The sequence below is a fragment of the Nocardioides pacificus genome (genome assembly GCF_054775955.1).
Genome location: NZ_BAAHCI010000008.1, coordinates 70,937 through 96,425 on the forward strand (window position 1 = coordinate 70,937; position 25,489 = coordinate 96,425).

A 25,489-nucleotide genomic window follows, 5' to 3' on the forward strand; every position below is an offset into this window, starting at 1 on the left:
GCACCGGGCAGCATCGACCATGACTCAACGAGCAGGACAGGGGACCGCTATGTCAGACGAGGTGCTGGTGGAGCGTCGCGAAGGCGTCCAGATCATCACGATCAACCGCCCCGAGGCCAAGAACGCGCTGAACGGCGCTGTGGCCCAGGGCATCGCCGCGGCCGTCGACGAGCTCGACGAGAGCGACGAGCTGCGTGTGGGCATCCTGACCGGAGCGGGAGGCACATTCTGCGCGGGAATGGACCTGAAGGCGTTCCTGCGCGGCGAGAGCCCCGTGGTCGATGGCCGCGGACTCGGCGGCATCACCACCCGGCCGCCGCGCAAGCCGCTGATCGGTGCCGTCGAGGGCTGGGCAGTCGCCGGTGGGTTCGAGCTGCTCCTGGCCTGCGACATGGTCGTGGCCGGCGAGTCGTCGATGTTCGGCGTGCCCGAGGTCAAGCGCGCCCTCGTTGCGGGAGCCGGGGCCGCGATGCTGCTTCCCCAGCGGATCCCGCAGGCCATCGCGCTCGAGCTGCTGCTGACCGGCGAGCCGATCACCGCCGCACGGGCTGCCTCACTGGGCCTGGTCAACCGCGTCACCGTCTCCGGCGGTGCCCTCGACGGTGCGGTGGAGCTGGCGAGGATCATCGCCGCCAACGGACCCCTGGCTGTCGCTGTCACCAAACAGATCGCGCGCTCGGCCTCAGACTGGACGCTCGAGGAGGGCTGGTCCAAGCAGAACGAGATCATGGAGCCGGTCTTCACCTCCGAGGACGCCCGTGAGGGTGCCACCGCCTTCGCCGAGAAGCGGCCCCCGGTCTGGACGGGACGCTGATGCGCACCCGCGACCGGTTCCGCCAGCTCCTCGACGAAGCGCCCGGCGATGCGGACGCGATCGAGTATGACGAGCAGTGGACCACCTGGGGGACGCTGCAGCAGATCGGTCGTGATCTCGAACGCGAGCTCACCGCCCGCGGGCTCGGTGAGAGCGCCCGGGTCGGCGTGATCCTGGAGAACACCCCGGAGCATGTCGCGGTGCTCGTCGCCCTGATCGGCTCGGGTCGGTGCGTGGTGACGCTGAGCCCGCTCCAGCCACCCCAGCGCCTCGCCGCTGACATCGCCGCCAGTGAGCTGCCTGCCGTGGTGGGCTCGACCGAGGCCCTCGCACGCCCGGGCGTGGCAGCGGCTGTGACCAGCGGAGGAGTGCTGGAGCTGTCGCGCGACGGCGTCCACTCGACCGGTCCGCTCGTGGAGCGTGCCCCCGCAGCCTCCGACAGCTCGCCCGGCGTGGTCGTCGAGATGCTCACCTCCGGCACCACGGGCCCGCCCAAGCGCGTCCTGCTCGGCGAGCGACAGTTCGACACGGCCCTGGCCACCAGCGTGCCCGCGCCGCCCGAGGGGAAGCTCTTCCGCAGCGGGGTCACGCTCGTGGTCACCCCGCTCGTCCACATCGGCGGCTTCTGGGGCGCGCTGGGTCCGGTCTACGCCGGGCGTCGCGTCTCGCTGATGGCGAAGTTCTCCCTCGAGCCCTGGCTGCGTGCCGTCGTGCGGCACCGCCCCCGGGCGACCGGTCTGGTCCCGGCGGCGCTGCGCTCGATCCTGCGTGCGGAGGTCTCGCCCGCCCAACTCGAGAGCCTGCAGGTCATCACCACGGGCACCACCTTCTGCCCGCCGGAGCTGATCGACGAGATGTTCGAGGCCTACGGCATTCGGGTGCTCCCGACGTACGGCGCCACCGAGTTCGCAGGCGCCGTCGCCATGTGGACCTACCCCCTGCACGAGAAGTACTGGGCCACCAAGGCCGGTAGCGCCGGGCGTGCCCTCCCCGGGGTGAGCCTGCGCGTCACCGACGCGGACGGAGCCGTGCTGTCCGCCGGCGAGATGGGGCACCTCGAGATCCGCTCCAAGCAGACGCCGGTGGGGGAGCACGAGTGGCTGCGCACCAGCGACCTCGCCGAGGTCGACACCGACGGATTCCTGTGGATCCGTGGGCGTGCCGATGACGCCATCATCCGCGGCGGCTTCAAGGTGCATCCCGACCACGTGCGCTCGGTCCTGGAGAAGCACCCCTCGGTCCGTGAGGCCGCTGTGGCGCCGCGTGCCGACGAGCGGCTGGGCCAGGTCCCGGTCGCGGGCGTCGAGCTGGAGCCGGGGCAGCCCGTCCCGGACGAGGCGGAGCTGGTCGCTCACTGCCGCGAGACCCTCACGCCCTACGAGGTCCCGGTGAGCATCGTGGTGCTCGACGAGCTGCCGCGCACCCCCTCCTCCAAGGTCAGCAGGGTCGACCTGCTCGAGCGGATCGAGGAGTCCCTGACGACACGGGTGCCCGTGTGAGCCCTACATCCAGCCACCCGACGCCCAGCCTTGCGCGGGCGATCCTGCGCGGTGCCGATCTGTTCGCCGACTGCGTATTCGTGGTGGCCAGTGAGAGCCGGCCCCACACCGGCACGCTCGGTGAGCTGGTGCGCGAGGCACGCTCGGTCGCGACGGGGCTCCAGGCCAGGGGAGTGCGGCCTGGCGACGTCGTCGCGGTCCAGCTCCCCAACTGGTTCGAGGGTGCCGTCGCTCAGAGTGCGGCTGCGTTGACCGGCGCCGTGCTGCTGCCGATCGTGCCGGCCTACGGCGCCCGGGAGGTCGCGTTCATCCTGCGTGAGAGCGGCGCCAAGGTCCTCGTGATGGCCCACGAGTGGCGTGGTCGCGACTGCACGGCGATGCTGTCCGCCCTTGGCCCGCTGCCCGCGCTGGAGCTCATTGTGGTCGTCACCGATGCCCCTGAGTCTCTGCCCGAGAGTGCGACTGCGTGGTCCGCGCTCGGCGTCGGCTCTGCGTCGTACGTCGTGCCGGACGTGGCGCCCGACGATGTCGCGCTGATGGTCTACACCTCCGGGACGACCGCCGCCCCCAAGGGCGTCCAGCACTCGCACCGCTCGCTGCTGGCCGAGCTCGAGTCAGCCAACATCCGCAGCGGCACCGGGCCCGGCTCCTCCCACCTCGCGGTCTTCCCTCCCGGACACGTCGCCGGCCTCATCGGCCTGATGCGTGTGCTGCTGCACGGCACCCCGACGGTCACCATGGACGTCTGGAACGGCGACGTCTCGGCCCGCCTCATCGACGAGCACGCGGTCACCGCGACGTCCGGGGCGCCGGTCCATCTCGCCGGATTCCTCGACGCGCGCGAGCGCGGCGACGTGGGCCTCACGACGCTGCGCGAGTTTCTGGTCGGCGGCGCCAGCGTGCCCCCTGCCCTGGTTGCGCGTGCAGACGCGGTCGGCATCGTCGCCTACCGTGCCTACGGCTCCAGCGAGCATCCCACCCTGAGCTGCGGCAGCATCGACGACCCCCTGGAGCTGCGCGCCAGCACCGACGGCCGCGTCACGCCGGGCAACGAGGTGCGCGTCGTCGACGAGTCAGGCGCGGTCCTCCCGCGTGGTGAGGAGGGCGAGATCCAGACGCGAGGAGCGGAGCTCTTCGTCGGCTACCGAGACGCCGACCTCAATGCCGCCTCGTTCACGCCCGACGGCTGGTTCCGCACCGGTGACGTCGGGCGGGTGGATCCCGACGGCTACCTCACGATCACTGACCGGCTCAAGGACATCATCGTCCGAGGGGGAGAGAACATCTCCTCCAAAGAGGTCGAGGACCTGCTTGCCCGCCACCCTCGAGTCGCAGAGGCGGCGGCGGTCGGGGTCCCGGACGAACGGTACGGCGAGCGCGTCGCCGTGTTCGTGCTGCTCCGCGCGGGGGACGACCTCTCGCTCGACGAGGTCGCCTCCCACTTCCGTGACCTCGGAGCTGCTCGGCACAAGACCCCCGAACTGGTGCGCGTGGCGAGCGAGCTGCCGCGCACCCCAGCGGGCAAGGTCCAGAAGTTCAAGCTCCGAGCCGAGCTCGGAGCCGTACCGCCATCACGCTAAATGGCCTATTCATCTAACCGATTCGGGTGGTAGTGTGATCCCCATCATCTCGGAGTCACTCCTTTCCCCCGTGCCACCAGTGCAGGAGCTCATCGTGAAGCTACGAGTCGGACAGGCGCTCGCCAGTGCGGTCGACGCCACCAACATCATCGTGACCCGCGTCCCCGACGCCGATGTCGCCCTGACGTGTGGCGGTGTCGAGATGCACGCGAAGGGCGCGGCGGCTCCCGAGGCCACGCCCGACCCCGAGCAGATGGGGGGCACCCTTCTGGGCAAGCGCTACGTCGATGCCGACGACACGATCGAGGTGCTCTGCACCAAGCCGGGCGAGGGCACGCTGGCCCTCGACGGCAAGCCGCTCGTGACCGCGGAGGCCAAGGCCCTCCCGTCGTCGGACTGAGGAGGACTCCGTGCGCTTGACGATGTTGCTCGACATGGCCGCCGACGGGTTCGGGGACCGCGTGGTCGTCGGACGTCGCGCCGACGGGATCACTGCCCTGCAGATGCAGGCCCGCGCCTCTGCGGGAGCCGCACTGATCCGCGCGGCCGGCGCCGACGCCGTGCTCTACCTCGCGATGAACGGACCTGCGTTCCCGGTGGCGATGTTCGCAGCCGCGCGCGCCGGCGTCCCCTTGGTCCCGGTCAACTACAGGCTCGGCTCCGAGCAGCTCTCCTCGTTGCTGGCCAAGCACCCGCACGCGCTCGGCATCGCCGACGAGGCCGGCGCGGAGTCGCTGGCGCAGGCCGGGATCGCCTCCATGGCCCCCGGCGAGTGGCTCGCCGCGACCGCCGAGGGGACGCCGTTGGTCGCCGCGGACGAGGTGGAGTCCGACGAGGACACTCCCGCCATCGTGATCTACACCAGCGGCACCACCTCCGAGCCCAAGGGCGTCCTGCTGCGCCACAGCAATCTCGTCTCCTACGTGCTCGGCACGGTCGAGTTCATGGGCGCCGCTGAGCAGGACGCGGCGCTGGTCAGCGTGCCGCCCTACCACATCGCGGCGGTGGCCAACGTGATCTCCAACCTCTATGCCGGGCGGCGCACGATGGTCCTCGAGCAGTTCACCCCCGAGCAGTGGCTCGACACCGTCCGAACCGAGGGTGTGACCAACGCTCTCGTCGTGCCGACGATGCTCTCGCGCATCGTGGAGTGCGACGCCGACAAGTCCGTCCCGAGTCTGCGCGGCCTCGCCTACGGGGGAGCCCCGATGCCGGGGACCCTGATCGAGAAGGCCTTGCGCGCCTGGCCCGAGGTCGGCTTCGTCAACGCCTACGGCCTGACCGAGACCAGCTCGACGGTCGCCGTCCTCGGTCCCGACGACCATCGTGCCGCCGCCGCTTCCGACGACCCGCGGGTGAAGGCGCGACTCTCGTCGGTCGGCAAGGTGCTGCCCGGTGTGGAGCTGGAGATCCGCAGCTTCGACGACGAGGTGCTGCCCCCGGGGGTCCCCGGGCGGATCTGCGTGCGAGGTGACCAGGTCTCGGCCGAGTATGCCGGCATCGGACGCGCCGTGGACGCGCGCGGGTTCTTCGACACTCGCGACAAGGGCTTCCTCGACGAGGAGGGCTACCTGTTCATCGGCGGGCGCGTCGACGACACGATCATCCGGGGCGGCGAGAACATCGCGCCGGCTGAGATCGAAGAGGTCGTCCTGCGCCACCCCGCGGTCCTCGACGTCGCCGTCGTGGGCGTGCCCGACGAGGAGTGGGGTCAGCGGATCGAGGCCGCGGTGGTGATCCGTACCGGGTTCGCCATCGACGAGCACGATCTGCGCGACTTCGTCAAGCAGACGCTGCGTTCGAGCAAGACCCCCAGCAGGTTCTGGTTCTGGCCCGAGCTGCCGCGCACGGAGACCGGCAAGCTGGTGCGGCGCAACGTCCTGGCCAGGGTCCTCGAGACCGACGAGCCGGTCGCCGTTCCCTGACCGGCCCCTGACCGGTCCGCTGACTGCGACCGTCGTCCGCACCCACCGGGGGTCCCGCGGACGACGGTCGCTCAGCGTCGCCGGGCGGCGGCCTTGAGTGCCGGGTTGAGTGCGCTGGCGTCGGCCGTCCGGATGGTGTGACCGGGCTCGACGATGGTGTCGATCGCGTCGAGGACCTCGGTGCTGAGCGCGAGCTCGGCGGCGCTGAGCTGGGACTCGAGATGGGCGAGCGTGCGGGGGCCGATGATGGCGCTGGTGACGCCAGGGTGGGTGAGCGTGAAGGCGAGCGCCATCTCGATGAGCGTCATTCCGTGCGCCTCGGCGAGCACGAACAGCTGCTCCGCGGCCGCTCGTTTGGCCACGTCTGCGGCGGTCGGTTCCCCCGTCCCGGCGCTGGCCAGGACCGTGGTGTCGCGGTGTGTCGTCGCGGGCTGCTGCCCGGCGCGATACTTGCCGGACAGGAAGCCGCCGGCCAACGGGCCCCAGACCAGCACCCCCATCCCATAGCGCTGGGCGACCGGCAGCACGTCGGCCTCGATCCCGCGTGTGAGCAGGGAGTAGGGAGGTTGCTCGGTCGTGAAGCGCACGAGGTTGCGGCGCTCGGAGACCCATTGGGACTCGACGATCTCCGCAGCCGAGAACGTCGAGCTGCCGACATAGAGCACCTTGCCGGCGCGCTGCAGGTCGTCGAGGGCGCCCAGCGTCTCCTCGAGGTCGGTGCCCGGCGCGGGCCGGTGCATCTGGTAAAGGTCGATGTGGTCGGTGCCGAGCCGGCGAAGGCTCTCTTCGACAGCACGTACGATCCAGCGACGCGAGCCGCCGCCGCGGTTGCGGCCGCCCATGTCGAGTCGGAACTTCGTAGCCAATACGACATCGTCCCGGTTCACGTCGGCGAGGGCCCGGCCGAGCATTTCCTCGGACTCACCGCGTGAGTAGACGTCGGCGGTGTCGATGAGGTTGATGCCGGCGTCGAGGGCGCGCCGGACCATCGAGGTCGCGTCGTCCTGGGTGGTGTTGCCGAGGGCGCCGAAGTTCATGGTGCCCAGGGCGAGGGCGCTGACCTGCACTCCGGTCCGGCCGAGGGGGCGATATTTCATGGGATCTCCGATGGGTGGCTGCGCCTGGCTGTGCGGTCTCAGTGCGTGGTGTAGCCGCCGTCGACGACCAGAGTGTGGCCGTTGACGTAGGACGAGGCCTCGCTGGCGAGGTAGATCAGGGCGCCGTCGAGCTCGCGCTCGGCGCCCAGGCGTCGCATCGGGGTGGCCTGCACCAGCCGGGCGTGTGCCTTCTCGTTGGTGAACACCTCCTCGGCTGCCTCGGAACGGAAGAAGCCCGGCGCGATCGCGTTCACGCGGACGCCGTGCTTGCCCCACTGGGCGCCGAGCTCGCGGGTGAGGTTGATGATCGCGCCCTTGGCGGCGGTGTAGGACGCGTTGGGCACGGGGTAGGACGATCCGATGCCGTAGACGGAGGCGATGTTGACGATGGAGCCGCTCCCCGCCGCGATCATGGGTCTCGCGACCAGGCGGGCCAGGTTGAAGCACGACACCAGGTCGACCTCGAGGGTGTAGCGGAAGTCGCTGAGGTCCTCCTCGACGGCCGGCGCGGGGGTGCCCAGCCCGGCGTTGTTGACCAGCAGGTCGATCCGCCCGAAGCGCGCCATGACGTCGTCGACCAGCATCGTGCAGCCGGCCTCGTCGGTCACGTCGAGACGGTGGGGGACCAGGCCCGGGCACTCGGCGGCCAAGTCGGCCAGCCGCTCGGCGCGGCGGGCGACCGCGACGACCTGTGCGCCGGCCGCGTGCAGTGCCCGGGCGAACTGGCGACCGAGTCCGCTCGAGGCTCCCGTCACGACGGCCACCCGGTCGGTGACGTCAAAGAGCGCGCGTGGGTCGTAGGGCGGTTCTGAGGTCATGCCAATCATCTTAATGATTTATCTGCAAACCGCCAGGCAGTCGGAGATCGCCCTCGATGAGGGTCGCGCGCACGTGGTCGACGCTCGGCGCACGCAGCGCCTCAGCGAGCGGGACGTGCAACAGGCAGAGGTCGGCGCGGGTGCCGGGGGTCACTCGGCGGCGAGGTCCGCCGGGGTCATCGTTGGGGGATAGGAGGCCCGCCAACGCGGTCGCAGCGCTCACCCGTTCGTCTGCACCGAGGACGCGGCCGGCGCGCGAGGTGCGCGCCACCGCGGCGCGCACGCCCGCCCACGGGTCGAGCGCGCCGAACGGCGCGTCGCTGGAGATCGCCACCCGCACTCCTGCGGCTGCCAGGGACGCGTGCGGATAGAGGCACCCGACGTCGTCGGCTGCGACGTCGCGCACGTAGTCGTCACCCCGCTCGTGCAGGAATACCGGCTGCGTCACGACGCGCAACCCCAGCTGTGCCATCCAGTGGGGCACACCCGTCGGCACCACACCAGCGTGCTCGATCCGGTCACCGGGCAGCGCGCCCACCTCGTCCAGCACGGCCAGCACCAGCACCAGCGACTCGCGGGTCACGCAGTGCACGGCCACCGGCCGACCGTCCGTGTGGGTCCTCCCGATGACTTCCGCCAGCTCGTCGTACGTCGGCAGGTCGTGGTCGCGCAGCAGCAGCTTGCGCGGTCCGAGGGTGACCCCCGGGGGGAGCGGGGTCTCGGATGGGGCGCCGAGCAGGTGCAGCGACTGGGGGAGCCGCCCGTCGAGGTGGGCGGCGCTCAGGAGCTCGACGGACGACGCATCGAGGTCCGGGGTGGCATCGGTGACCCCGGTGATGCCGTATGCCGCGAGCCGGCGGCCGACGAGTGCGAGGTCGGGTACGCGGGGCGGGAGAGCCGGTCGCAGACGGGCGTCGTAGCGCCACAGGCGACCGTTGGGTCGGCCGTCGGCGGCGCGCTCCACGTCGTCGCTGGCGTCGAGGGTGTGCCTGACCCGGTCGAGAGCGACCGAGTTCAGCACCCACAGGGCGCCGCTGCGGTGCTGGACCCGGACCGGATGGTCAGGCACGAGGGCGTCGAGGAGGTGTCGGTCGAGCGGGCCCGCGACGGACTCGTGGTAGCCGACTGCCCGCACCCAACCGTCGGCGCCCACGCCGGCGGACAGGGCGGACCCCAACCCGCGCCGGTCGCCGACGGTGACGGGGCTGCAGTCCACGGAGGCCAGAGCGCCGGCGAGGGCGAGCAGATGCAGGTGGTGGTCGTGCAGCCCCGGCAGCAGCGCGCCACCCCTGCCCTCGACCACCTCGTCCGCGTTGTCGGGCCGGGTGGTGCTGGCTGGCCTCACGGACTTGATGCGGCCCGTGATGATGCGGACGTCGCAGGGTGCTCCTTCGACCTCGACGTCGCGCAGCACGAGGGTGCGACTCATCGCCAGCACCGGCCGTTGTCGGCGCCCAGGGCCGGTGCCGGCCCGACCGGGCGCCGAGCGGTGGGCACGGTCACCGGATAGGAGTCGGACTCCGTGGACACCCACCACCCCCCGTCGCGCCGATCGACGGAGTGCGGACCGGGACCGGGGGCGAGGGCTGCCTCGCGCGCCACGTCGAGCATGGAGACGTCGACGAGGCGCGCCTCGTCGGACAGCAGGACCTCGCTGGCGAGCGCCGCGGCACGGACGCCCGTGAGCGGATCGGCCAATGCGTCGCCACAGGGCAGGGGGGCACCCTTCTCCCGGGCGACCAGTCCCGCGCACGCCGCCACGTCGTCGCCGAAGCCGACCGCGTCGGAGTCGCGACCGCGGGCGGTGATCGAGAGCCATGAGGTCCCGGCCGCCACGACCTCCTCGGCGACCAGCCCGAGCTGACGCAGGGCACGCGGCCTTGATGCCTCGAGCACGAGATCCGCCTCGGCGACGAGGCGGCGCAAACGGTCCAGGTCCGCGGGATCCGCCAAGTCGAGAGCGACGGCTGCGTGACCATGGTGCAGGACATCGAAGAAGGCGGACGGACCCGAGCGGGCACCGTCCGGTCTGCGGCTGCTCTCGACCTTGACGACCTCGGCCCCGCCGAGACCGAGCAGGTGTGCGCACAACGGACCGGCCCACAACGAGGTGAGGTCGATGACGCGCGGCCGCTCGCGAAGGTGGTTGCGGCGGTGGGTGGGGCCGCGACGGCGGTGGGCGGAGTGGTCGGGCCGCGGGGCATCCACAGTCCGTGGATCTGCCGGGATCGCTCCGCCGGGCAGGCCCAGGAGCTCGACCCGAGCGGCAGCCTCCTGGCTCGAGAGCTCGCGGGCCCAGCGTGCGACGGCCTCCCAGGCGGCCGGGGTGCCGTCCGCGACCGGTTCCTCGACCAGCGCCGGAACGAGCGAGAGATCGTCGACCCTGGGCAGGGAGAGGCCCAGCCAGCCGTCGCCTGTCGGGAGGCACCGGAACGCGTGACCGCACGACCAGGGAGCGCTGCGGCGCAACCCGGCGATGGCGGCGCGCTCACCCAGGAGTTCGGTCCCGGGGAGCCTCGGAGCGGTCCCGGTCCGCCGCCGGGTCGTGCGCGCGAGATCCGCCAGCCAGCTCCGCATCAGCCCAGCCGGGTCGCCCGGAGCGGCCAGCGGTGGGCCACCCGTTCTCCCCGTCAGAGCCATGGCCCCGGACGTGGCCCAGGCTCGCAGCGCGTCGCTGTCAGACACGCCCATCCACCAGTCCCCAGGCGAGGGCGGTCGGCACGTCGATCCGGTGGCCGGTCAGAGCGAGGTAGGACGTGCGCCAGCGGCCGATGCGGTGGGTGATGCCGACCGTGCCCCCTGCGCCCGGGACCAGCCCCATCGCCAGCTCGGGCAGCATGAACCAGGCGCCGTCGTGTGCCAGCACCCGGCCGGCGAACGACGGCACTTCGACGCCGGCGCCGATGCACGCGCCGTGGACCTCCACGCGGACTCGGTCGGCGATGCGGTGGACCGCATAGGCCGCGCTCTGCTGCAGTCGGACCAGGTGTGCCGCAGTCACCCCGGGGGCGCTGCCGAACTCGTCGAGATCCCCTCCGCTGCAGAACGACCGCCCGGCGCCGCGCAGAACCACCTCACGGACGCCGGCGTCGAGCTCGGCCACCTCCAGTCCGGCGAGCAGGGCGTCGCGGACGGCACGACCGAAGGCGTTGTGGCGCTCGGGGCCGTTGAGGGTGAGTGTGAGGACGTCGCCGTCTCGCTCCATGATCACGGGCTCGTCGGCGCCCGGCACGTCGCCTCGGGGGGTCCGGGCGCGCCACGCGGCGTACTCGGGTCCGGCGAGCAGCATGGAGTAGGCCAGGGACTCGGCGACGAGCCCTTCACGCACCGACGAGCGGTGCGTGAGCTCGACCAGCCCGGTGAGAGTGACCGCAGCCAGCGGCGCCGCCGAGACCGTGGCCTCGATGGCCTTCAGCGGGCTGCCCTCGCGCCGGTCGGAATCGACCGACACCCAGGAGCGACCCGGACCGCCAGGCGCCAGGGTGCAGCTGAGCGCCTCGAGCAGGGGAGCGGCCGCCGGAGGCAGCGGCTGGGGGGAGACACCGACGACGACTCCGCTGCGTCGAGCGCCGAGCTCGTGGGTCGCGCTCGTGGCCAGTGCGACCACGTCGGCGTCCGTCCAGTCCACGTTGAGGTCGACCACGGTCAGCGGCCGCTGGGGACGGCCGTTGTCGTCGACCCGCAGGCGGGCGATCCCCGCCCCCAGCTCCTCCAGCCCAACCTGTTTCACCACACCACCGAATCAGTTAACTTATTTGAATGAAGGTCCTGCTTGGGTCTACAGTGTGCCCCAGCGAGGAGCATGCCCGATCGCGGTAGCCGGAGGAAGACGATGACCAGCGACAACGCCCAGGAGCTCGAGGAGCTGCGCGCCGTCACCCGGCGCTTCTGCGAGGAGAAGTCACCCAGCGAGGCGGTGCGCGCCCTGGCTGCGAGCGGTGCGGGTCGTGACGACGCTGTGTGGACCCAGCTCGCCGGCCAGCTCGGGCTCACCGGTCTGGCGATCCCCGAAGAGTACGGCGGAGCAGGTCTCGGCCCGGTGGAGCTCGGCATCGTGATGGAGGAGATGGGGCGCACCCTGATGGTCTCCCCGTTCCTGGGCACGGTCGCGCTCGCGGGTCAGGCGCTGGCGGCCTGCGAGGACGGTGAGGCGCGTGCCGCCTGGCTGCCCGGTATCGCGGCCGGCTCGGTGACCGCCGCGCTGGCGGTCGCTGACTTCTCCGGCGACCTCGATCCTGACGGCGTGAGGACCGTCGCCGTCAGGGACGGCGACGGCTGGGTGCTGTCGGGCACGAAGCGCTTCGTCATCGACGGCGACACCGCGGACATCCTGGTGGTGGCAGCGCGTGTCGACGACGAGCTCGCCGTCTTCGTCGTCGCAGCCGCCGCCTCCGGCATGGAACGCGCACATCTGCCCGCACTGGACACGACGCGCAGACTCGCCACCGTGACCTTGGCGGAGACCCCCGCGGTACGCCTCGCGGGTGACGGCGCCGCACTCCTCGATCGCACGCGCGACCTAGCGCTGGCCGCCGTCGCCGCCGAGCAGCTGGGCGGCGCCTCCAAGGTGCTCGAGATGACCGTGGACTACCTCAAGGTCCGTGAGCAGTTCGGCCGTCCCATCGGTTCCTTCCAGGCCCTCAAGCACCGCTGCGCCGACCTCGCGATCGAGATCGAGAGCGGCCGCTCGGCCACCACGTTCGCGGCCTCGCTGCTGGCCGGGCACGACCCCGAGGGGCCTATCGCCGCCGCCGGTGCCAAGTCGTGGTGCTCCACCGCGTTCACCCATGCGGCCAAGGAGGCCGTGCAGATGCACGGCGGGATCGGCTACACGTGGGAGCACGACGCCCACCTCTACCTCAAACGCGCCAAGTCCTCCGAGCTGCTGCTCGGCTCTCCGGCCCGGCACCGCGCCCGGGTCGCCGAGCTGACCGGCATCTGCTGAGTCCCGGACGAGAGAAGACTTCGATGAGCATCACCGCCGCGACCACCGTCCTGCCCGGCAACGAGGAAGAGGACTCCGAGTTCCGCGCCCGGCTGCGCGAGTTCCTGGCCGCCCACCACCCCGGCAAGCGCCCTCGCGACAAGGACCAGCTGCGCGGCTACACCCAGGGCTGGCAGGCCACCCTCTTCGACAACGGCTACGCCGGGCCGAGCTGGCCGCGCGAGTACGGCGGGATGGACCTGTCCTTCGCGCGCCAGGTGATCTATCAGGAGGAGCTGGCCAAGGCGCGGGTGCCCAGCCCGCTCGGCACCGGTCTGGGCATCGTGGCGCCGACGATCATCAGGCACGGCACCGATGAGCAGAAGCAGCGGTGGCTGCCCTCCATGCTGCGCGGCGACAAGATCTGGTGCCAGGGCTACTCCGAGCCTGGCGCAGGTTCGGATCTGCCCAGCCTGCGCACCACGGCGCGCCGCGAGGGTGACGTCTACGTCGTCAACGGGCAGAAGGTGTGGACGACGCACGCCACGCATGCCGATGTCTTCTTCACCCTGGTCCGCACCGGCACCCAGGAGTCACGCCAGCACGGCATCAGCTATCTGATGATCGATGCTCGGGCCGAGGGGGTCGCCATCCGCCCGCTGCGCGACATCACCGGAGCCGCCCACTTCGCCGAGGTCTTCCTCGACGATGTCCGGGTCCCGGTGACAGACCGGATCGGCGAGGAGAACGGCGGCTGGCCGCTGGTGCGCACGAGCCTGGGCCACGAGCGCGCAGCCGGGGCGATGAACCAGGCCGCCACGTACCGCCGCGTGCTCAGTGAGCTGGTCGAACTGGCCCGGGAGCGGGGACTCACAGCGGATCCGCTGGTGCGTGACCGGCTCGCCGACTTCGAGATCCGGGTCCGGCTGATGAAGTACAACGCCACCCGCACCATCGACGACATCCTGGCCAAGGGCGAGCCGGGACCGACGTCGTCGATCTCGCGACTGCTGATCACGAGCTTCGAGCAGGACCTGCACGAGTTCGCCGTGGACATGCTGGGTCCCGACGGGCTGCTGACCCGCGAGTCCGACGAGGCCGTGCAGCGCTCCCGCTGGCTCACCGGCTTCCTGGGCACCCGCGCCTCGACGATCGGCGCGGGGACCTCGGAGATCCAGCGCAACACCGTCGCCGAACAGGTCCTCGGCCTGCCGCGTGACCCGGCGATGCCGCCACGCTGACCCCCCGGAGCATCACAGCCTCCTCGCCCGAACGGCGAGGAGGCTGTCTGCGTCGGTGCCGGGCCCGCAAGGCCGGACGAGCGGCTCAGGGGAGCTGGGCCACCACGCGCTCGTGGTGGGCTGCCGCGTCGCCGTACAGCGCTTCATCGACCTTGGCGCGACGCAGGTAGAGATGCAGGTCGTGCTCCCAAGTGAAGCCGATGCCGCCGTGGGTCTGCAGCGCCTCCCCGGCCAGGGAAGGGACCTGCTCCGAGGCATAGGCCTTCGCCACGCTCGCAGCCATGGAGGCGTCGGGCAGGCCGGCATCGAGGGACATGGCGGCGTAGTAGGTCGCGGCGCGCACCCCCTTGAGAGCCTTGGCCATGTCGGCGACCTTGTGCTTGACGGCCTGGAAGCTGCCGATTGCGACACCGAACTGCTCGCGGACCTTCACGTAGGCGATGGTCATCTCCAGCAGGCGCTCGCCGACGCCGAGCAGGTCGGCTGCGGTGAGCACGGTGGCGGCGTCGACGAGCGTCTGGACCTCCGCCCCGGTCGCGACGGCGCGGTCGAGTGGTACGCGCACCCCCTCGAGCGTCACGTCGTACCACCCCCGGGTCTCGTCGAGGGTGGCGCGACGACGTGTCGCGACCGTCGCGGTCTCGACGAGGACGGCGCGCGCGTCATCGCCCGCGATGACGACGAGCAGCCAGTCGGTCGAGCCGGCGGAGTGCACCATCCGCACCCGCCCGTCGAGAACCAGGTCGTCGCCTTGAACGGTGGCCATGACGGCGCCGGAATGGGCGACGGCGGCGCGCAGCGAGCCGTCGCAGAGTCCGTCCAGCACGCCATCGGGGAGGGCTGCGGCGTGGGCGGCCAGGGTGCGGGCGACCAGGGCTGTCTCGGCGACCGGGCCAGGCGCCACGGCACGACCGAGCTCCTCGGTGACCAGGCACAGTTCGACGAGACCCTGACCGGCGCCGTCGTGCTCCTCGGGGACCAGCAGTCCGGTCCAGCCGAGCTCGCAGCCCCGCTGCCACAGCTTGTCGTCCACGTCGTGGCCCGCCGAGGTGACCGCGCGCACCAGCTCGGCCGGGCAATTGGCGGTGAGCATGCTGCGGGAGACCTCACGCAGCATGGCCTGTTCGTCGTCGAGCTCGAAGTCCACCAGGACATCCTTCCGCGATCCTTCGGTCCGCGCGCTATCCGCGTCGGCCATCGGTATGATATTCAAGAACTAGACAGATCATCTAACTATTTAGAGCCGGTGACAAGCCCACGCCATCCGGCGTCGGCACGGACCCGGGCACCGGAGGAGAGCCATGCGGATCGAGACGCTGGAGCACTTGGAGCAGTTCCGGGCCGAGGTGCGCGCCTTCATCGCCGAGCACAGTCCCGCTCCCAAGCATCACACCGGGGTCCGCTCGCCGGACGCGGAGCTGGTCCCGGCCATCAGGGGCTGGACCGCGAAGCTGTACGCCGCCGGCTACCTGGGCGCTGAGTGGCCCGTGGAGCACGGCGGCAGGCCCGGCGTGGCCCCGGAGGAGGCGTTCATCGTCGCCGAGGAGATGGCCCGGGCGCGCACCTGGGAGCCGATCGGTGCGGCGCCGTTGGCCGCAGCGGCGTTGATCGACTTCGGCACGAAGGAGCAGAAGGCCTACTTCCTGCCCCGCATCCGCAGCGCCGCGGACATCTGGTGCCAGCTGTTCAGCGAGCCCGGCGCCGGGAGCGACCTGGCGTCGTTGAAGACGCGCGCGCGCCTCGACGGCGACCATTACGTCGTCGACGGGCAGAAGGTCTGGACGACCAACGGCCACCACGCCGACGTCGGCTACCTGCTCGCCCGCACCGACCAGGAGGCGCCCAAGCACAAGGGGATCACCGCGTTCGCGCTGGACATGACCACACTCGGCGTCGACGTACGCCCGCTGCGCGAGATCACCGGCACCAGCGACTTCAATGAGGTCTTCCTCGACTCCGTCCGGATTCCCGTCGACCGGGTCATCGGCGCGGTGAACGATGGCTGGAGGGTCGCCAACTCCAGCCTCGCCCACGAGCGCACAGGCGTGGCTGCGATGTCGGTGGAGCTCCTGCACTCGCTCGGCGACCTGCGCACCCTGGCATCGCGACCCGGTGATGACGGGCGTCCACTGATCGAGGACGCGGGCGTGCGCCAGCGCCTGGGCCGAGTCGCGACCCACGTCCACGTCACCGACCTGATGAGCAAGGCGGTGCAGTCGCACATGCTCGCGGGGACCCTGGACGCGGCCGACGCCCCACTGGTCAAGATCAACTTCTCCGAGACCAATCTGGAGACCGCCGAGCTGGGCCTGGCCCTCCAGGGCCTCGACGGCCTCGCGGTCGAGGGCGACGACGACGCCGTGGCCGACGGCTGGTGGCAGGACGCGTTCCTCTACGCCCGCGCCTACACGATCGCCGGTGGCGCCAACGAGGTGCTCCGCAACGTCGTCGCCGAGCGGGCCCTCGGCCTGCCCCGTTGACATCGACACTCCTCCGAAAAGGACCTCCCCGCATGAGCGACCACCCGACGTACCAGACCGTGCTCGTCGACGTCAGCGACCATGTCGCCACCGTGACCCTCAACCGCCCCGAGAAGATGAACTCCTTCAACCAGACGATGGTCGACGAGTTCCGAGCGCTGTGGGCACGTGTGCGCAACGACGACGACATCCACGTCGTCGTGCTGCGGGCCGCGGGGGAGCGCGCGTTCTGCACCGGCGTCGACGTGTCCGAGGGCATCGACATGGCGGAGAACGTGTGGAGTCAGGTCGACCCCGGAGACGGGCTCAGCCCCAAGGCCAACAAGGTGTGGAAGCCGGTGATCGCGGCCGTGCACGGCATGGTCGCGGGGGGCGCGTTCTACTGGCTCAACGACTGCGACATCATCATCGGCGCCGACGACGCGACGTTCTTCGATCCGCACGTCAGCTATGGCATGACCTCGGCGCTGGAGCCGATCGGCCTAGCTCGGCGGATCCCGCTCGGTGAGGCCATGCGTTGGGCCCTGATCGGCCTTGACGAGCGGATGTCGGCCGCCCGCGCCCGGGAGATCGGGCTGCTGTCCGAGCTCGTGCCGTACGACGCTCTCTGGGCGCGCGCCGACGAGCTCGCCCGCATCATCGCGGCGAAGCCACCGGCCGCGGTGCAGGGAACGGTCAAGGCGGTGTGGGAGACTCTCGACCTGGACCGGGCGACCGCCCAGGCCGTCGGGTTCGGCTACACCACGATCGGCAACCCGATCGGCACGGCCCAGGTCTCGCGCGGCGGCTTCACCAAGCCGACCTGGACCCTGCGCTGACACGCCCTGGCTCGCCCGGATTCGTTGAGGGTGACGTCAGGCGACGAAGTCGTCCCACTGGGTGGCGAGGTAGTCCACGAACGCCGGCCCGACGGACTCCGCGGCGAGGTGCTCGCGGGTAACCGGCTGCGGGGTGCTGCGGAAGGCCGGGTCGGCCACGACGCGTCGGGCGAAGTCGTGGTGGACGATCGCGCCGGTGCCGATCGAGACGAAGTCCGCGCCACGCTCCAGGCACCAGCGGACACCGGCGGCGCTGTCGATCCTGCCGGCTACGCCGAGTCTTGTCCCACCCCGGGGCAGGTCGGTGAAGTGGTCCAGGAGGAGGCCGTCGTAGCCCTCCTCCTCGGGCGCCTTGAACGCGTCCCACAGTGACATGTCCAGGTGGTCGAGCAGACCGGAGGCCAGCACCTGCCGGGCCAGCTCGCGCGACTCCTTCAGCGTGATGCCGTTGCGCTCTGGAGTGAGACGAAGTCCCACGTGGAATCGCGGTCCGGTCGCAGCCCTGACGCCCGCCACGACCTCGTGCACCACTCGGAAGCGGTTCTCGATCGATCCGCCGTACCGATCGCCGCGCCGGTTGTTGCGGCCGTCGAGGAACTGGGCCAGCAGATAGCCGTGCGCGCCGTGCACCTGGACTCCGTCGAAGCCCGCCGCCTCGACGCGGAGCGCCGCGTCGACGAAGTCCTGGACGACGCGCTCCACCTCTCCGGTCGTGAGTGCCCGGGCACCCTTCGCCGGGTCGTCCCAGGGGGCGACGAGCCCATGACCGGACAGCGATGCCGCCCCCCGTCGTCCACCGTGCTGAAGCTGGACGACGGAGACCGTCCCGGTGGCACGCAGGGCATCGGACAGCCGGGCCAGACCGGGCAGGAAGCGGTCGTCGTACGCCGCGAGCTGGCCGGGGAAGCACTGCCCCTCGGGGGAGACGTGGGCGGCGCAGGTCATCACCATCGCGAACCCGCCCTCCCCCCGACGCACCAGCCAGGCAAGCTCGTCGTCGGACAAGGTTCCGTCGACGTTGCTCTGCAGGTTGGTCAGGGGCGCCAGGGCGAGTCGGTTGGCGAAGGCTGGGCCGTGCTCGAACGTCAACGGAGCACCGGGCAAGGGGATGGCGGGCGCGGGGCGGGCGGGAACGCTCACGCGGTCAGTGTGCCTGTCACGCGAAGCGCTCGATCTCGACGGCGAGCAGGTCGCTCAGACTCTCCGCCGGCGGCTTGGGGAGCTCGACAGCGCTGTCTCGGGTCGGGAGCAGGACGATCGCGGTGCCGGGGCTGTTGACCTCGCCACGCTGGTTGGTGCAGGCGAGCTCGAGGTGGACCTCGTGCCGGGTGCCCTGATCGTCGGTGACCTCGCGCTTGTCGACGACCTTGCCGGTGATCCACGTGGTGTCGCCCATGTAGTTGAACTTGCGGTGCTGGCACGACAGCTTCCACAACCAGGCGTCGTCACCCATCCAGTCGGTGACGGCGTGGGTCAGCCAGGTCTCGCGCATGGCGCCATAGTCGTAGTTCATCGGGATGCCCAGCTCGGTGGCCCGCTCGGCCTCCCAGTGCAGGCGCTGCACGGTGTCGGGGATGTTGCGCTGGTTGTGGGGGTAGAGGCCGGGCACTTTCTTGCGGATCTTGCGCGAGATGCCGAACGCCCCGGGGGGAGTGAGCTGCATCCCCCAGCCGACGTGCCACACCACGACGTCCGTGGTGGTGAGCGGGCCCTTGACGCGCGGCTGGATCTCGTCGCCGATCTGGACGTCCTCCCAGTAGCGCGGCTCGGCGCCACGGATCGTCTCGGCGTCGTAGGCAGCGTCGATCTCGGCGAGCTGCTCGTCGGTGTAGGGCGTGGTGAAGTCGATCGGGTCGGACTTCTTCGCGTTCTCACGAGAGGTGTGGCGCTCGGCGTTGATCCAGGTGCCCCGCTGAATCGTGACGATCTCGCCGTCGCCGTTGGCGAAGAGGAAGTCGTTGGTCACGTGCGCGGTGCGGTTGCCGAACTTGCTGGGCTTCTCCTGCACGCCGACCTGGGCACGGATGACCTGGCAACGGTCGCCGAGCGTGAGGGGACGGTAGTACTCGAACTCCATCACCGCCTGGTATGAGCCGAGACCGGCGAACGGGTCGCCCTTCAGCGCGGCCTTCTGCTCGGGGGTGAGCGGCGGGGCGGCGTTCTCGCCCATCGTGTACATGAAGTTCGGAGGGGCGATCAGCGTCCCCCAGCGCGTGTTCTTGGCGTAGTCCGGGTCGCACCACAGCGGGTTCGCGTCGCCATAGGCGTACGCGAAATGCCGCACGTTGTCGGCCGCCACCTCGTGGTTGTGCGGCGTCAGCGGGCGCTCGGGGATGCCGATGCGCCTGCGGGACCGCTCGAAGGCGTCGTCGGTGAGCACGCCGAAGGTGTTCTCGGTCGGTGCGGAACTGCTGTCGGTGGTGCTCACGCTTTCCTCCTGCTGCCGGGGGCTCATCGACACGAGCCTACAAGTAGTTATATGATTAATCTATACCGAGGAGGACTCACATGCAGTTTGGGATGCCCTGGCCGGGCGCCGAAGTAGCAGCCGTCGCCGAGGAAGCCGGGGTGTCGGTCTTCTGCACCGGCGAGTTCGTCGACCTCGAGGCCTACTCGACGCTGGCCGACATGGTCGACAAGACCACCGATGCCCTCGTGGGCACGTCCATCGCCTACGCCTTCGCGCGCACGCCGTACGCCCATGCGGCCGCGGCCCGCTCACTCAGCAAGAAGGCGCCGGGCCGGGTGTTCCTCGGCCTCGGCTCGGGTGCCTACACGATCAACCGCGACTGGTTCGGCGTGGAGGCCGACCGCCCCGTGGCGCGGATGAGCGACCTGGCCGGAGCGATCCGCGCCTGGCTGCATGCCGAGAACGGCAAGCCGGTCGTCTACCACGGCGAGTACTACCAAATCGACGCCAAGGTTCAGGCGCCCGTGCTCGGCCGGCTCGAGGTGCCGATCCTGTTCGCCGGCTTCAACAAGGGCATGGCCGCGGCCGGGGCCCGAGTCGCCGACGGAGTCATCGGGCACGGCCTCTTCACCGCACAGTGGTGGGACGACGTGGTCCGCCCAGCGATGGCCAAGGGCCTGGCTGACCGGCCTGAGGGCGATGACCGCCCCGCCCCGGCCGAGCACGGCTGGCTGATCACCGCGATCGACGACGCCGACCCGGCACGCGCGATCGCCGACGCGCGGCGGATGGTGGCCTTCTACCTGACCGTGAAGACCTATGACCCCTTCGTCGAGGCGCACGGCTGGACCGAGCCGGTGGAGCAGCTGAGGGTCGCCTTCAAGAAGGGCGACATGGACGGGCTGGCCGCCGCCGTCACCGACGACATGCTCCGCGCGATCACCGTCTGCGGCAGTTCGGCGGACGCCCGCGAGCAGTTCACCGTCCGCCAGGCGGAGGGCTCGCTGGCGCGTGACGTCACCTATCTCGCGCCGCCGTCCTTCCTGACCAGCGAGCGCCGCCGCGCGACGTACGCCCGCAACAGCCTGGCGCTGTTGGGCTCCCACGCCGACCACCAGGGAGGGATCGCCCCATGAGTGTGAGCTACGAGCTCTGCGACGGTGCGGCGCGCATCACCCTCAACGACGCGCAGCGCGGCAACCCTCTCCACACCGCATCGGTCGCCGACCTGGGAGCCGCAGTCGAGCGCGCGCACCGGGACGGCGCGCGGGTCATCGTGCTCGCGTCCACCGGGCGATTCTTCAGCGTCGGCGGGGACCTCGGCGCGTTCGCCGCGGCCGACGATGTCCGGGGCTACATCGACGACCTAGCCGACGCACTGCACCGCGTGGTCAGCGAGCTGGTCCGCTCCCGCGCGATCGTGGTCTCGGTGGTGCAGGGTCCCGCAGCCGGCGCCGGCACGCCGCTCGCGGCCGCCGCGGACGTGGTGCTCGCCGCCCGCTCGGCGAAGTTCAGCCTCGGCTACACCGCCGTCGGTCTGAGCGTGGACGGCGGCACCAGCCTGCTCACCCATTCCCTGGGGCTGCACCGCGCCCTCCGCATGGCGTTGCTCAACGACGTGCTCAGCGCCGAGGAGGCACGCGACGCGGGCCTCGTGGCGCGAGTCCACGACGACGAGGAGCTCGCCGGCGCCGCCGACGCCCTGGTGGCCAAGCTGCTGACCGGGCCGGCCGACGCCTTGGCGGCCACCAAGAGGCTGCTGCGCGACACCGCCGACCCGGCCCCCGAGCGCGCACTGCGGGCCGAGACGCTCTCGATCCGTGAGCTCGCCCCCAGCCCCGACGGACGCGAGGGCGTGCGCGCCTTCGTGGCGAAGCGCGCACCCGAATTCGCGACCGGAGGCCTCCGATGACCGACGCCGCCCAGCCGCCCAGAGACGGATCAACGGAGCCCAGCACTGACGGAGCCCTGGACGAGGCAACCCTGACGGCATACCTCGACGAGCACCGGCCCGGACTGCTGCTCGGCAGCCTGCGCTCCGAGCTGATCGCAGGTGGGCGCTCGAACCTCACCTATCGGCTCAGCGATGGCACCCGGACCTGGGTGCTGCGTCGCCCGCCACTGGGCCACGTGCTTGCCACCGCGCACGACGTCGGCCGCGAGTACCTCGTGATGTCCGCCCTCGCCGGTTCGCCCGTCCCGGTCCCCGGCATGGTGGTGCACTGCGCCGACGCCTCGGTGATCGGAGCCCCCTTCTACGTGATGGACTTCGCCGACGGCGAGATCCTGCGCAGTGCCGGACAGCTCGACGCGATCACTCCCCAGCGCGGACGGGCATTGGCCACCGCTCTCGCCGACACCCTCGCCGACCTGCACGAGCTGGACCCCGCCAGCGTCGGGCTCGGTGACCTCGGAAGACCCGTGGGCTACAACGAGCGCCAGGTGCGGCGCTGGGTCAAGCAGGTGGAGGCGTCGACGAGTCGGGACCTGCCCGGACTCGACCGTCTGGTCACCCGGCTGCTGGCCGGAGTGCCCGGTGGCCAGGCCGCGATCGTGCATGGCGACTACCGCCTGGACAATGTGGTGCTGGGACCCGACGACCGGGTCGCGGCCGTCCTCGACTGGGAGATGGCGACCCTGGGGGACCCCCTGACCGACGTCGCCACGATGGCGGTGTGGTGGGACGGGATCGCAGGGCTCGACTCCCCGGTCGCTGCAGTGCCGGGGGAGCACGCCGGATTCCCGGCCTCCACGGTCCTGCTGGAGCGCTACGCAGCGCGACGTGCGTCCCCCGTGGGCGACCTCTCGTGGTATCTGGCGTTCGCGTCCTTCAAGATCGCCGCGATCTGCGAGGGCATCCACTATCGCCACACCCAAGGGCTCACGGTCGGTGACGGCTTCGACCGCATCGGTGGCCTGGTGGTCCCGATGATCGAGAGAGCACACACGGCCCTGGACGCTTCAGGCGAGAGGATCGGCTGATGCACCTGACGAGCCTGGCGGCCGAGCTCGGTCGCAAGCGTGCCATCGTGATGGGGTCTTGCGGAGCCAGCTTGAGCTATCTCGAGCTCGAGGAGCAGTCCAACCAGGTCGCGCACGTGCTGCAGGACCTGGGGCTGCGCCCCGGGGATCACATCGCGATCCTGATGGAGAACCAGCTGGAGCTCTTCCCGGTCGTGTGGGCGGCGCAACGCTCCGGGCTGTTCTACACCCCGGTCAACTGGCACCTCACCGCCGACGAGGCGGCCTACATCGTCGACAATTGCGAGGCGACCGTGCTGGTGTCGTCGTCCTCCCTCGAGGAGGTCGCGGCACACACCGTGGCCAATGCCTCGCGGCCAGTCATGCGGCTCGTGGTCGGCGTGCCGGCGGGGGAGGAGCCGGAGGGAACGCGGCGCCTGGAGGATCTGACCGCCGAGGCTCCCACCTCGCCGCTCGACACCGAGGTCGAGGGCTACTACATGCTCTACTCCTCCGGCACCACGGGCCGGCCCAAGGGCATCCTTCCGGCCCTGAGCGGGGCGCCGTTCGGGACCGGCATCACCATCGATCACATGATGGCGAACGCCTTCGGCTTCGGTCGGGACAGTGTCTACCTGAGCCCTGGCCCGCTCTATCACGCGGCGCCGCTCGGCTGGTCGCTCGGAACGATCCGCAACGGCGGCACGGTCGTGGTGATGGAGCGCTTCGAGGCCGCCCACGCACTCGAGCTGGTCGAGCTCCACCGAGTCACGCACGCGCAGTTCGTCCCGACGATGTTCGTGCGGATGCTGAAGCTCGAGGACAAGGTGCGCGCTCTCTACGACGTGAGCTCTCTGCGGGTCGTCGTGCATGCCGGTGCGCCGTGCCCCGTGGAGGTCAAGCAGCGGATGATCGACTGGCTCGGACCCAAGCTGGTCGAGTTCTACGCGGGCTCTGAGGGCACCGGCTTCTTCATGATCGACTCCGCGACGTGGCTCGAGCATCCCGGTTCGGTGGGGCGCCCATTGATCGGCAACGTGCACATCTGTGACGACGAGGGCCGCGAGCTCGAAGTCGGGGAGATCGGCACGGTGTGGTTCAGCGAGACCCCTCGCTTCGAGTACCACGACGATGCCGCCAAGACCGCCAGTGCCTGGGATGAGCGAGGCTGGACCACGCTCGGCGACGTGGGCCGGGTCGACGCCGACGGGTTCCTCTACCTCGCCGACCGACGTACCGATCTGATCCTCTCCGGCGGGGTCAACATCTATCCCCGCGAGGTCGAGGACGCGCTGATCGCCCACCCCGCCGTGGCGGACATCGCCGTGATCGGGGTGCCGGACGACGAGTTCGGCCAGGCTGTGCACGCCGTGGTCCAGCCCGCGGATCCGGCTGCGGCCGGTGAGGCGTTGGCGGCCGAGCTGATCGCGTTCGCCCGGGAGCGGGTTGCGCACTACAAGGCGCCACGCACCGTCGACTTCCTCGACGAGTTCCCTCGCCTACCGAGCGGGAAGGTCCTCAAGCGGAACCTGTTGAGCTGACGTCGGTGCGGCGCTGAGACGGAAGGACACGGTGGTCCCGCCACCAGCGGTCTCGGTGATCTCGAGGTGCCGTCCGTGCGCCTCGAGGATCCGCTTGACGGTGGCCAAGCCGATGCCGCTGCCGTCGATGTCGTCATGGAGTCGGACGAACGGCGTGGCTACTCGATCGCGGTCCGCGGCCGCGATGCCGATGCCATGGTCGATCACTGCGACGGTCACCTCGTCCTGCTGGATCTCGGGCGTGGCAGTGACCCGGATACGCGGTCGCTGGCCAGCGGAGGTGAACTTGGCCGCATTGCTGACCAGGTTCTGAAGCGCGACTCGCAGCTGGACCGGATCGCCCTCGACGACCGGCAGGTGACCCACCGTCACCTCCGCGTCGGCGAGCGGGGCAGCGAGATCCTCGAGGACCGCGGCGACGGTCTCTCTCAGATCGACACGGCTGAGGTCCACTCGAGCTCCGCCTGACCGAGCGTAGGTAAGGACGTCCTGAACCATCGTCTGCATCCTGGCTGCCGCATGATGTGCGCGCTGAGTCAGGAACTGTGCTGTCTCGTCTCTGGGTTCGAGGGTCTCGAGGTGCTCACCGAGCATGTCGAGCGACATGGAGATGGCGGTCAGCGGATTGTTGAGATCGTGAGTGACCTGACCTGCGAAGGCAGCCAGACGTTCGTTGGAGCGCTGCAGGCGCTGCTCGGTGGCGCTTAGTTGCTTCAAGGAGGTCTGCAGCTCCTCAGTGAGGTCCTGCAGCTGGCGGGTGCGGTGCTCCAGCTCGAAGTGCTCGACGACCCGGTCCGCGAGTCCGGCAAGGGCCCGTTGCTGCTCCGACGTCAGGGTGTGCGGGCGAGTGTCGAACACGCACAGCGTGCCGATCACCGTCCCGGTGTCGGTGCGCAGCGGATGTGCGGCATAGAACCGGATGCTGGACAGGGTGCCGTCCACAGCGGGGTGCTCCGAGAAGCGGGGGTCGCGACTGGCGTCGTTGGTGATGATGGAACTGTCCTGCACGATGGCGACGTTGCACATCGCGTCGTCGCGATCGCAGACACCGGTGGGGATACCCACAGTGGCGATGCTGAGCTGCTGCGTGTCGGTCATCAGGTTGACCGCGGCCATGGGCACCCCCGCCATGAGTGCCGCAATGTCCACGACGGTCTGCAGAACCTGCTGCTGAGCGGCGTCGGGTTGGAGATAGCGCTGGAGCTCTGTCAGCCGACGAGCGTCGCGCTCCTCGTCGTCCCTCACCGGCGGATGCCGCAGCGCGGCATGGGGGCGCGTCGGTGCCAGTGGTGGGCGATAGCCCCAATCAGTTCCATGCGTGGCTCTCCTCCGCTGCAATGTCAGACTAGTCGGCAGAAGTGACCCGGCACTTGACCATGAC

22 protein-coding genes are annotated in these 25,489 nt (G+C 70.6%); 13 read left to right on the plus strand and 9 right to left on the minus strand.

Going from position 1 to position 25,489, the window contains the following annotated elements; genetic code table 11:
* The first annotated feature begins 49 nt into the window (after window positions 1-49).
* From ACYU7L_RS12490 to ACYU7L_RS12510, 5 genes are all read left to right on the plus strand, one after another.
* Entirely contained in the window at window positions 50-814 is a 765-nt protein-coding gene (locus ACYU7L_RS12490) for a crotonase/enoyl-CoA hydratase family protein (RefSeq protein ID WP_460797022.1), read from the plus strand.
* The gene (locus ACYU7L_RS12495; RefSeq protein ID WP_460797024.1) at window positions 814-2,313 is read left to right on the plus strand and encodes a class I adenylate-forming enzyme family protein; all 1,500 of its coding nucleotides are present in this window, start codon (window positions 814-816) and stop codon (window positions 2,311-2,313) included. Before ACYU7L_RS12490 ends, ACYU7L_RS12495 begins: the two co-directional genes overlap by 1 nt.
* The gene (locus ACYU7L_RS12500; RefSeq protein WP_460797026.1) at window positions 2,310-3,893 is read left to right on the plus strand and encodes an AMP-binding protein; all 1,584 of its coding nucleotides are present in this window, start codon (window positions 2,310-2,312) and stop codon (window positions 3,891-3,893) included. The genes ACYU7L_RS12495 and ACYU7L_RS12500 overlap by 4 nt, the downstream gene beginning before the upstream one ends.
* A gap of 94 nt (window positions 3,894-3,987) precedes the next feature.
* A complete protein-coding gene (locus ACYU7L_RS12505; protein ID WP_460797028.1) occupies window positions 3,988-4,293 on the plus strand; it encodes a hypothetical protein in 306 nt (101 codons plus the stop codon).
* A 10-nt stretch (window positions 4,294-4,303) separates the two neighbouring features.
* Window positions 4,304-5,818 (plus strand): class I adenylate-forming enzyme family protein, encoded by a 1,515-nt coding sequence (locus tag ACYU7L_RS12510; protein ID WP_460797031.1) that lies wholly within the window; start codon window positions 4,304-4,306, stop codon window positions 5,816-5,818.
* A gap of 71 nt (window positions 5,819-5,889) precedes the next feature.
* Here the strand turns inward: ACYU7L_RS12510 and ACYU7L_RS12515 are convergent, their stop codons facing one another.
* Genes ACYU7L_RS12515 through ACYU7L_RS12535 form a run of 5 tightly spaced genes read right to left on the minus strand, consistent with a single transcriptional unit; the run spans window position 5,890 to window position 11,463 of the window.
* Window positions 5,890-6,915 carry an aldo/keto reductase gene (locus tag ACYU7L_RS12515; protein ID WP_460797033.1) on the minus strand — a complete coding sequence of 342 codons (1,026 nt, stop codon included), beginning with the start codon at window positions 6,913-6,915 and terminating at the stop codon, window positions 5,890-5,892.
* Between the two features lie 38 nt (window positions 6,916-6,953).
* Window positions 6,954-7,733: an SDR family NAD(P)-dependent oxidoreductase gene (locus ACYU7L_RS12520; protein ID WP_460797036.1), complete on the minus strand. Its 780-nt coding sequence runs from the start codon at window positions 7,731-7,733 to the stop codon at window positions 6,954-6,956.
* Window positions 7,734-7,743: 10 nt separating this feature from the next.
* Window positions 7,744-9,162, minus strand: a complete 1,419-nt coding sequence (locus ACYU7L_RS12525) for an amidohydrolase family protein (RefSeq protein WP_460797039.1) — start codon at window positions 9,160-9,162, stop codon at window positions 7,744-7,746.
* On the minus strand, window positions 9,159-10,418 hold the full coding sequence (locus ACYU7L_RS12530; protein WP_460797042.1) for a CoA transferase: 1,260 nt from the start codon (window positions 10,416-10,418) through the stop codon (window positions 9,159-9,161). Before ACYU7L_RS12530 ends, ACYU7L_RS12525 begins: the two co-directional genes overlap by 4 nt.
* Window positions 10,411-11,463 carry an enoyl-CoA hydratase/isomerase family protein gene (locus ACYU7L_RS12535; protein WP_460797044.1) on the minus strand — a complete coding sequence of 351 codons (1,053 nt, stop codon included), beginning with the start codon at window positions 11,461-11,463 and terminating at the stop codon, window positions 10,411-10,413. Before ACYU7L_RS12535 ends, ACYU7L_RS12530 begins: the two co-directional genes overlap by 8 nt.
* A 102-nt stretch (window positions 11,464-11,565) precedes the next feature.
* Here ACYU7L_RS12535 and ACYU7L_RS12540 point away from each other — a divergent pair, with 102 nt between their 5' ends.
* Together ACYU7L_RS12540 and ACYU7L_RS12545 are read left to right on the plus strand one after the other, a co-directional pair.
* Window positions 11,566-12,678 (plus strand): acyl-CoA dehydrogenase family protein, encoded by a 1,113-nt coding sequence (locus ACYU7L_RS12540; RefSeq protein ID WP_460797047.1) that lies wholly within the window; start codon window positions 11,566-11,568, stop codon window positions 12,676-12,678.
* 23 nt (window positions 12,679-12,701) lie between these two features.
* A complete protein-coding gene (locus ACYU7L_RS12545; RefSeq protein WP_460797050.1) occupies window positions 12,702-13,898 on the plus strand; it encodes an acyl-CoA dehydrogenase family protein in 1,197 nt (398 codons plus the stop codon).
* An 85-nt stretch (window positions 13,899-13,983) separates the two neighbouring features.
* Here the strand turns inward: ACYU7L_RS12545 and ACYU7L_RS12550 are convergent, their stop codons facing one another.
* Complete coding sequence (locus tag ACYU7L_RS12550) at window positions 13,984-15,045, minus strand: acyl-CoA dehydrogenase family protein (protein ID WP_460797053.1); 1,062 nt, start codon at window positions 15,043-15,045, stop codon at window positions 13,984-13,986.
* A 154-nt stretch (window positions 15,046-15,199) separates the two neighbouring features.
* Here ACYU7L_RS12550 and ACYU7L_RS12555 point away from each other — a divergent pair, with 154 nt between their 5' ends.
* A complete protein-coding gene (locus tag ACYU7L_RS12555; RefSeq protein WP_460797055.1) occupies window positions 15,200-16,378 on the plus strand; it encodes an acyl-CoA dehydrogenase family protein in 1,179 nt (392 codons plus the stop codon).
* 32 nt (window positions 16,379-16,410) lie between these two features.
* The gene (locus ACYU7L_RS12560) at window positions 16,411-17,196 is read left to right on the plus strand and encodes an enoyl-CoA hydratase/isomerase family protein (protein ID WP_460797057.1); all 786 of its coding nucleotides are present in this window, start codon (window positions 16,411-16,413) and stop codon (window positions 17,194-17,196) included.
* 36 nt (window positions 17,197-17,232) lie between these two features.
* Here ACYU7L_RS12560 and ACYU7L_RS12565 read toward each other — a convergent pair whose 3' ends face one another.
* Together ACYU7L_RS12565 and ACYU7L_RS12570 are read right to left on the minus strand one after the other, a co-directional pair.
* Window positions 17,233-18,336: an NADH:flavin oxidoreductase gene (locus tag ACYU7L_RS12565; RefSeq protein ID WP_460797059.1), complete on the minus strand. Its 1,104-nt coding sequence runs from the start codon at window positions 18,334-18,336 to the stop codon at window positions 17,233-17,235.
* A gap of 16 nt (window positions 18,337-18,352) precedes the next feature.
* Window positions 18,353-19,624: an FAS1-like dehydratase domain-containing protein gene (locus ACYU7L_RS12570; protein ID WP_460797061.1), complete on the minus strand. Its 1,272-nt coding sequence runs from the start codon at window positions 19,622-19,624 to the stop codon at window positions 18,353-18,355.
* A gap of 80 nt (window positions 19,625-19,704) precedes the next feature.
* On the opposite strand from ACYU7L_RS12570, the gene ACYU7L_RS12575 reads away from it, so the two are divergent.
* Genes ACYU7L_RS12575 through ACYU7L_RS12590 form a run of 4 tightly spaced genes read left to right on the plus strand, consistent with a single transcriptional unit; the run spans window position 19,705 to window position 24,108 of the window.
* Window positions 19,705-20,742, plus strand: coding sequence for an LLM class flavin-dependent oxidoreductase (locus ACYU7L_RS12575; protein WP_460797064.1), 1,038 nt, complete (start codon window positions 19,705-19,707; stop codon window positions 20,740-20,742).
* Entirely contained in the window at window positions 20,739-21,518 is a 780-nt protein-coding gene (locus ACYU7L_RS12580; protein WP_460797066.1) for an enoyl-CoA hydratase-related protein, read from the plus strand. The genes ACYU7L_RS12575 and ACYU7L_RS12580 overlap by 4 nt, the downstream gene beginning before the upstream one ends.
* Complete coding sequence (locus tag ACYU7L_RS12585; RefSeq protein WP_460797068.1) at window positions 21,515-22,588, plus strand: phosphotransferase family protein; 1,074 nt, start codon at window positions 21,515-21,517, stop codon at window positions 22,586-22,588. The genes ACYU7L_RS12580 and ACYU7L_RS12585 overlap by 4 nt, the downstream gene beginning before the upstream one ends.
* Window positions 22,588-24,108 (plus strand): acyl-CoA synthetase, encoded by a 1,521-nt coding sequence (locus ACYU7L_RS12590; RefSeq protein ID WP_460797070.1) that lies wholly within the window; start codon window positions 22,588-22,590, stop codon window positions 24,106-24,108. The genes ACYU7L_RS12585 and ACYU7L_RS12590 overlap by 1 nt, the downstream gene beginning before the upstream one ends.
* Here ACYU7L_RS12590 and ACYU7L_RS12595 read toward each other — a convergent pair.
* On the minus strand, window positions 24,067-25,353 hold the full coding sequence (locus tag ACYU7L_RS12595) for a sensor histidine kinase (protein WP_460797072.1): 1,287 nt from the start codon (window positions 25,351-25,353) through the stop codon (window positions 24,067-24,069). The two genes, ACYU7L_RS12590 and ACYU7L_RS12595, sit on opposite strands and share 42 nt — an antisense overlap.
* Between the last annotated feature and the right edge of the window lie 136 nt (window positions 25,354-25,489).